The organism is Phaeobacter sp. HF9A (assembly GCF_011806385.1).
Lineage (GTDB): Bacteria > Pseudomonadota > Alphaproteobacteria > Rhodobacterales > Rhodobacteraceae > Epibacterium.
The window spans coordinates 1-7,742 of sequence record NZ_JAATOX010000156.1; the positions used below are offsets into that span (position 1 = coordinate 1).

The following is a 7,742-nucleotide window of genomic DNA, read 5'->3' on the forward strand; positions in this document are numbered from 1 at the left end:
GTGCGGCGCCACCAGAAAAAACGGGCGCGGAGTGATACACTCCGCGCCCGCTATCCTCTCGGAACAAGACAGATCCTATTCGGCCGCGATCCGACCTTGCGCCTTCTCCACCCTCACGGCGGAGAATTTGAACTCCGGGATCTTGCCATAGGGGTCGATCGCCGGATTGGTCAGGATATTGGCCGCCGCCTCAACATAGGCAAATGGCACAAAGACCATATCCTCGGCGACCGCTCGATCCGCCCGCGCCATGATCTCGATCGAGCCGCGGCGGGTTGTGAGCCGCACCATTTCGCCCGGCTCGACCCCTAGGGCGCGCAGGGTCCTGGGATGGAGCGAACAGTTGGCTTCCGGCTCCACCGCGTCCAGCACCAGCGAGCGGCGCGTCATCGAGCCAGTGTGCCAGTGTTCCAGCTGTCGCCCGGTGGTCATGATCATCGGGTATTCGGCATCCGGGGCCTCATCCGGCGGGATGACACTGGCGGGTGTGACCTTCGCCCGCCCCTCGGGACGCGGGAAACCATCGCCGAACACGATCGCCTGACCAGGATCGGTCTCATGCAGCGAGGGATAGGTGATGGTCTCGGTTTCCAGACGCTCCCAGGTGATATTGTCGAGCGACTTCATGTTTAGCTTCATCTCGGCAAAGACTTCGGACACGTCACCATAGGCCCAGGGCAGGCCAATGCGCTGCGCCAGCTCGACGGTGATTTTCCAATCCTCGCGCGCCTCCCCCGGAGGCGCCACGGCGGGGCGCACCCGCTGCACCTGACGATTGGTATTGGAGACCGTGCCGTTCTTTTCATAGAGCGCCGAGGCCGGCAGGATGACATCCGCGAAGTTCGCCGTCTCGGTGAGGAAGATATCCTGCACCACCATCAGATCGAGCTTGGCAAAGGCCTCGCGGGCGTGTTCGGCATCCGGGTCGGACATCGCTGGGTTTTCGCCCTGGATATACATGCCCTTGATATTGCCCGCGTAGACCTGATCGACGATCTCGGTCACAGTGAGGCCCTTCTCGTTGGAGAAATCGCCACCGCCCCAGACATCGGTGAAGCTCTTGCGGATATCATCTTCCATCACCGATTGATAATCCGGCAGGAACATCGGGATCAGCCCCGCATCAGAGGCCCCCTGCACGTTGTTCTGCCCCCGCAGCGGGTGCAGACCTGCGCCCGGCTTGCCGACATTGCCGGTCATCAGCGCCAGCGAAATCAGGCAGCGCGAATTATCGGTGCCATGGATGTGCTGGCTGACACCCATGCCCCAGAAAATCATCCCCGCCTTGGCACTGGCAAAGATGCGCGCCACGCGGCGCAGCTGCTCCGGTTCAATGCCGCAGATTTCGGACATGGCTTCCGGGGTGAAGGCCCGCAGATGTTCCTTCTCGGCCTCCCAGTTCTCGGTCCAGCGGTGGATATACTGGCTGTCGTAGAGCTCTTCCTCGACGATCACGTTCATGATCGCATTCAGCATCGACACATCGGCGCCAGGGCGGAATTGCAGCATCTCCGTCGCAAAGCGACGCATGCCGACTCCGCGCGGGTCCATCACAATGAGCTTGCCGCCCCGTTTGGTGAACTGCTTGAAGTAGGTCGCCGCAACCGGGTGGTTCTCGATCGGGTTGGCGCCGATGATGATGGCCACATCGGCGTTGACGATCTCGTTGAAGGTTGCGGTCACCGCGCCGGAGCCGACGTTTTCGATCAGCGCCGACACAGAGGAAGCGTGGCACAGGCGGGTGCAGTGATCGACGTTATTGTGCTTGAAGCCCTGGCGAATGAACTTCTGGAAGAGATAGGCCTCTTCGTTGGTGCATTTTGCCGACCCAAAGCCCGCCACCGATTTCGGATCCGCGTCGCGCAGTTTGACCAGCCCCTTGGCGGCGAAATCCATCGCCTCTTCCCAGCTTGCTTCGCGGAAGTGGGTCATCAGATTGCCGGGATCGACGTTAAGCCCCTTGGCGGGAGCGTCGTCGCGACGGATCAGCGGCTTGGTCAGGCGGTGCGGGTGGTGGATGTAGTCAAAGCCAAAGCGGCCTTTGACACAGAGTCGGCCCTCATTGGCGGGGCCATTGATGCCCTCAACGTATTTGACCTTGCCGTCCTTGACCTTGAGGCTGACCTTGCAGCCAACACCGCAGAAGGGGCAGACGCTTTCGGTCTCGGAGTCAAAATCGGCACGATCCCCGACCTGCGCGTCGTCCACCACGGTGGCGGGCATCAGCGCGCCGGTCGGGCAGGCCTGCACGCATTCGCCGCAGGCCACACAGGAGGACGATGTCAAAGGTCGGATAGGCATTGTGCCCCCGCCCCGCCATGCCGATCACATCGTTGACCTGCACTTCGCGGCAGGCCCGCACGCACAGCCCGCAGGAAATACAGGCATCAAGGTTCACGTTCATGGCGACGTGGCTGTCATCGAGCAGCGGAATATGGCCCTCTTCCAGCTTGGGGAAACGCGACTCCGAAACCCCGTTCAGTTCCGCCATATCCCACAGATGCGAGGACTTATCATGCGCCACGTCCTGCGCGGGCTGGTCGGCGACCAGCAGCTCCATCACCATCTTGCGGGCGCTGGTTGCGCGGGCGTTATTGGTGGTGACGACCATTCCCTCGGCGGGTTCGCGAATACAGGAGGCCGCCAGCGTGCGCTCGCCCTCGATCTCCACCATGCAGGCGCGGCAGTTGCCGTCGGGGCGATACCCCGGCTGCGGTTTGTGGCAGAGATGCGGGATCTTGAGACCCCGGCCATTGGCGACTTCCCAGATGGTCAGCCCCGCCTCTGCGGTGACCTGCTCGCCATCCAGCGTAAATGTAACTTGCTTCGACATGGCTCAGACCTCCTCGGGGAAGTGTTTCATGGTCAGGCGGATCGGGTTCGGCGCGGCCTGACCCAGACCGCAGATGGAGGCATCCACCATCGCGCTGCTCAGCTCTTCCAGCAGCGACTGATCCCATTTCTCCGCCTGCATCAACTTCACGGCCTTTTCGCAGCCGACCCGGCAGGGGGTGCACTGGCCGCAGCTCTCATCCTCGAAGAAGCGCAGCATATTGAGTGCGGCGTCACGGGCGGAATCCTGATCCGACAACACCACCACGGCAGCGGAGCCAATAAAGGAACCATGCGGTTGCAGCGTATCAAAATCGAGCGGGATATCATCCATATGCGCCGGCAGCAGACCGGAGGACGGGCCACCCGGCTGATAGGCTTTGAACGCATGCCCGTCGACCATGCCGCCCGCTGCCTCGATCACATCAAGGATGGTGGAACCCGCAGGCAGCAGATGCACGCCTGGATTTTTCACCCGACCCGACACGGAATAGGAGCGCAGCCCCTTGCGGCCGTTCTTTTCAACTGCATTCAGGCATTCCGGCCCTTCGCGGTTGATCTTGGTGATCCAGTACAGCGTCTCGACATTGTGCACGAGGGTCGGGCGACCAAAGATCCCCACCTGCGCCACAAAGGGCGGACGGTGGCGCGGCTCACCGCGCTTGCCCTCAATGGACTCGATCATCGCGCTTTCTTCGCCGCAGATATAGGCCCCTGCCCCGCGACGCAGGTCGATATAGCCTGGCTCCACGATGCCCGCCTCTTCCAGCGCGGCAATCTCGCGGCGCAGGATTTCCAGCACCGCCGGATATTCGTCGCGCATATAGATAAAGGCTTTTTCCGCCTCGACCGCCCATGCGGCGATCAACATGCCCTCCAGGAAGACATGCGGCGTGCGCTCCAGATAATAGCGGTCCTTAAAGGTGCCCGGCTCGCCCTCATCGCCATTGACGGCGAGATAGCGCGGACCCTCGTTCATGCGCACAAAGCCCCATTTCTTGCCCGAGGGGAACCCTGCACCGCCCAGACCGCGCAGCCCGGCAGAGAGCACCTTTTCCTGCACCGCTTCCCAGTCGCCATTGGCCCGCAGATCTTTCAGCACGGCGTAACCACCATTGGCGGCGTAGTCCTGATAGGTCTCATAGGCAGGCAGATGCGCGTGGGTGTCATCCGCGGCAATCGCCGCCTCGACCTTTTCAACCGTGGCGTGGTCGATGTGGTTGTGACCGATTTCCAGCACCGGCGCGGTGTCGCAACGCCCCATGCAGGGGGCGCGCAGAACGCGCACCTGAGCGGGGTCCATGCCCTCCTCCAGCGCCTTTTTCAGCTGCTCGGCCCCGGCCATCTCGCAGGACAGCGAGTCACAGACCCGAATGGTCAGCGCTGGCGGCGGTGCCTCGCCTTCCCTGACCACATCAAAATGCGCGTAAAAGCTTGCAACTTCATAGATTTCCGCCTGGCCAGTGCGCAGCTCCTCGGCCAGCGCGCGGATATGCGAGGCAGAGATATGGCCGAACTTGTCCTGCACCAGATGCAGGAATTCGATCAGCAGATCGCGGTTGCGGGGGCGATCCCCAAGCAACGCGAGAATGTCGGAATGTGCCTGATCGTCAAGCTGACGACCCTTCGGGGTTTTCCGCCCCTTGCCGCGTCCGGATTTCCAAACGCCAGATGTGTTGTCCAGAGGTGCCATGGGCGTCTCCCAATTCAGGTGCCTTCGGATCGCAATCACATCGGCGTCCCCCATGGTCAAATAGGAAAACCAAAAGGCGTGATAAGCAATCCTTATGACGCATCTGCGGCGATGACATTCCGCAATGCGTTGATCGTGGTCAGTTCCGGGTCTCGCTCGATGCAAGCCAGACAGATAGCGCGGTTCTGCTCCGGGTCTACCAGCCGCAAGGCCCGTGTGCCCTCCAGCGGGCCGAGGGCCTCGACCAGGGCGCGCGGCAGGATTGTCGCCACCGACCCCTCGCGCGCCATGATCATCGAAGCCATGAAGCCGGTCGATTCCGACATGACTTCGGGGCGCAGGCCCAGATCGGCAAAGATCCGATCCAGAATACGCCGGTTCTGCATCTGCGGTTCCAGCAAGCCCAGCGGCAGGGCGGCGGCCTCGCGCCAGCTGATCTCCTCGCCGTGCCCCGCCAGCATGTCTTCGGAGGCAAAAAGTACATAGGATTCATCATAAAGCGGCAGCAACCGCATATGCTCGCGCCCAACGCTGTCGCTATAGGTCACCCCGGCATCAAGCGTTCCATCGTAAAGTCGCTGCTGGATCAGCAGCGAGGTGGTGACCTCAAGCCGCACAAGAACCCGTGGATGCGCCTGATGCAGCCGGTTGATCAGCTGCGCGGCATAGGAGGTGGCGGTGGGCACAACGCCAATCACAAGCGTGCCGGTGACCTCGCCGCGCGCGGCGGCGATCTCCTGATCCAGCGCCTTTGCATCGTCCAGAATCCGCCGGGCCCGATCCACAATCATCTGCCCCTCGCCCGTCAGGCCCTGAAATCGGTTCCCCCGGCGCACGATGGACACCCCGAGCCGATCCTCCAAGCCACGGATACGCATGGAAAAAGCAGGCTGGGACATGTTGCAGGACTCTGCCGCCTTGGCGAAATGCTGATGGCGCGCGAGGGCCGTCAGCAATTGCAGGTCCTTCAGCTCGATCATTCTTGTCCTCCTGCACGGCCCGCCGCCGAGATATCAGGACAATCGCTTACCCCAAAAGGCGCAGGCGACCAAACCCCTTGCGCGGACACGCCCCTCCAAAGCGCCGGGAGACCCGTCTTTATGTCCGCAATCTATCCAAGGATGCACCTTGAGGCCGCGAGAGTTCAAGACTTTAGATACCCGGCATCTGGTCAGGTGCATCACAGGGCAGCCATCCCGGTCGCGATCCCGCCTTGGCGCAACGCCAGGCGCAGGGGGGATTAATTGGCTGGTAAACTCTCTGCGATAAGTCGGAAGGAATGAATCTTCACTGATGCCCCGGTCTCAAGGAGTTAAATCGTGCGTTTTGTATCCACTTTGGCAGCCATGCTGCTCGTAACACCGGCACTGGCTGACGAGTTCACCCCGGCCCTGCAATCCTACATGGAGACTGAAATCAGTGGCTGGGCGAATGCGCCCGAGATCGTCGCTGCCATCAAGGCCCAGAACGAAACCAATTCCGACCTGACCCAGGCCGAGATCGACGCGCTGGATCAAACCTGGCGCGCCAATGTCGGCGACCCCTCCAACCCGCTGCTCGCGCCCGTGCTCAGCGGCGCCCTGGCCGAAAGCCTGCGCACCCGCGTCGAGGCGTCGATGGGGGAAATCACCGAAGTTTTTGTGATGGATGAGCACGGCCTCAACGTCGCGGCCTCTGCTGTCACATCCGACATGTGGCAGGGGGACGAAGCGAAATTCCAGGAAACCTACGGCAAGGGCGCAGGCGCATTCCATATCAGCGAGGTGGAACTGGACGAGTCAACCCAGCAATATCAGGGCCAGATTTCCCTCACCATCAATGATCCCGACAGTGGAGAGCCGATCGGCGCGCTGACTGTTGGCGTCGACGCCGAGAGCCTTCTCTAAAAATCCCGACCACCGCAGGAGCCCGGCATGGGAACATCAATGACGACACCGGAAAAGAAACCGCCCAGCATCCGTGGACTCTCGGTCTTTGCCAAAACCGGTCTGCTGATTGTGGCGGCCACGCTTGTGACCGCGACCTTCATCATGCTCGCCAACAAGCTGATCATTGATAGAAACGTAAAAGCCGGCGTGCAGGCCCTGAGCGTCAGCGTCACCGATTCGGTTGCATCCCGAAGCGGTGGCGCAATCCGTTTTGGCGATCAGGAGAAGCTGCTGTCGGATCTTCAGCGGGTCATCGAAACCTCTCACAACCAGGCCCTGCACGGTGTGGCGATCAATACCAAGGGCGAGATCGTCGCTTCCTTCGGCACGGCAACCGAAGCGCAAGTCGCCGATCTCGTGACCCTTGCGCAGGTCGCCTCACAGACCGGCGCGCAGGAGACAACGGGCGATGGCGATTTTGTCGCCGCCCCCGCCACCACCTCCAAAGGGGCGACCGTGGGGGCCGTGGCAATGCTCTGGTCGAGCCAGACCGCGATGACGGCGGCCCTGCAAGATCAGGCGATCGCAGCGGCCATCGGTATCGGAATTTTGCTGCTGATGTGCTTTGTCTCCGCCACCGTCCTGCGGCGGGCGATCAGCAAACCGCTCAATGAGCTGAGTGACATGATCGTTGGCATTGCCGGTGGCGACTATTCCCACGAAAGCGAACACCTCGCGCGGGCCGACGAAATTGGCCGCATCGCCCGCAATGTCGAGGATCTCAAACACCAGCTGGCAGACGCCAGCGCGCTGGAAGAGAAACGGGAACAGGCTCAGGCCAGCCAGAAAAAGGTGGTCGATGCGCTCAATCACGCGCTGAAGCACATGTCGGATGGCGATCTCACCCATGCTCTCTCGGAGCCCTTTTCCGAAGAATACGAACCCCTGCGCCGCCACTTCAACTCGACCCGTGCCACGATGGTCAGCATCATTGATTCCGTCATCGAATGCTCGGAACGTATCCGCTCCAGCGCGGAGCAGATCAGCGTGTCCTCCGGGGATCTCTCACAGCGGACCGAAAGCCAGGCCGCAACCCTTGAGGAAACGGCCGCAGCCATGGAACAGCTGAACGGCAGCGTGCGATCAGCCGCGCATGGCGCCCGCGAAGTCGAAGGCATCATGGAAGGCGCCCGCGCCACCGCCGAGCAAAGCAGCCTGGTCGTGTCCAACGCCGTGGAGGCCATGTCCAAGATCGAGGCCTCCTCCAGCAAGATTTCGCAGATCCTCACGGTGATTGACGATATCGCCTTTCAGACTAACCTCCTGGCCCTGAACGCCGGGGTGGAAGC

Annotated in this window: 4 protein-coding genes and 1 pseudogene; 2 read left to right on the forward strand and 3 right to left on the reverse strand. The window is 61.8% G+C overall.

Annotated elements, in window-relative coordinates; all coding sequences use genetic code 11:
* Positions 1-75 precede the first annotated feature (75 nt).
* From fdhF to HCZ87_RS18660, 3 genes and pseudogenes are all read right to left on the reverse strand, one after another.
* Positions 76-2,833: pseudogene (gene fdhF / locus HCZ87_RS18650) on the reverse strand (formate dehydrogenase subunit alpha).
* 3 nt (positions 2,834-2,836) lie between these two features.
* Positions 2,837-4,525: an NAD(P)H-dependent oxidoreductase subunit E gene (locus HCZ87_RS18655; protein WP_167646267.1), complete on the reverse strand. Its 1,689-nt coding sequence runs from the start codon at positions 4,523-4,525 to the stop codon at positions 2,837-2,839.
* A gap of 92 nt (positions 4,526-4,617) precedes the next feature.
* Complete coding sequence (locus tag HCZ87_RS18660) at positions 4,618-5,505, reverse strand: LysR family transcriptional regulator (RefSeq protein ID WP_167646269.1); 888 nt, start codon at positions 5,503-5,505, stop codon at positions 4,618-4,620.
* 339 nt (positions 5,506-5,844) lie between these two features.
* Here HCZ87_RS18660 and HCZ87_RS18665 point away from each other — a divergent pair, with 339 nt between their 5' ends.
* Complete coding sequence (locus HCZ87_RS18665; RefSeq protein WP_167646271.1) at positions 5,845-6,411, forward strand: PDC sensor domain-containing protein; 567 nt, start codon at positions 5,845-5,847, stop codon at positions 6,409-6,411.
* A gap of 27 nt (positions 6,412-6,438) precedes the next feature.
* A partial coding sequence (locus HCZ87_RS18670; RefSeq protein WP_254868701.1) for a methyl-accepting chemotaxis protein occupies positions 6,439-7,742 on the forward strand: 1,304 nt, incomplete at its 3' end.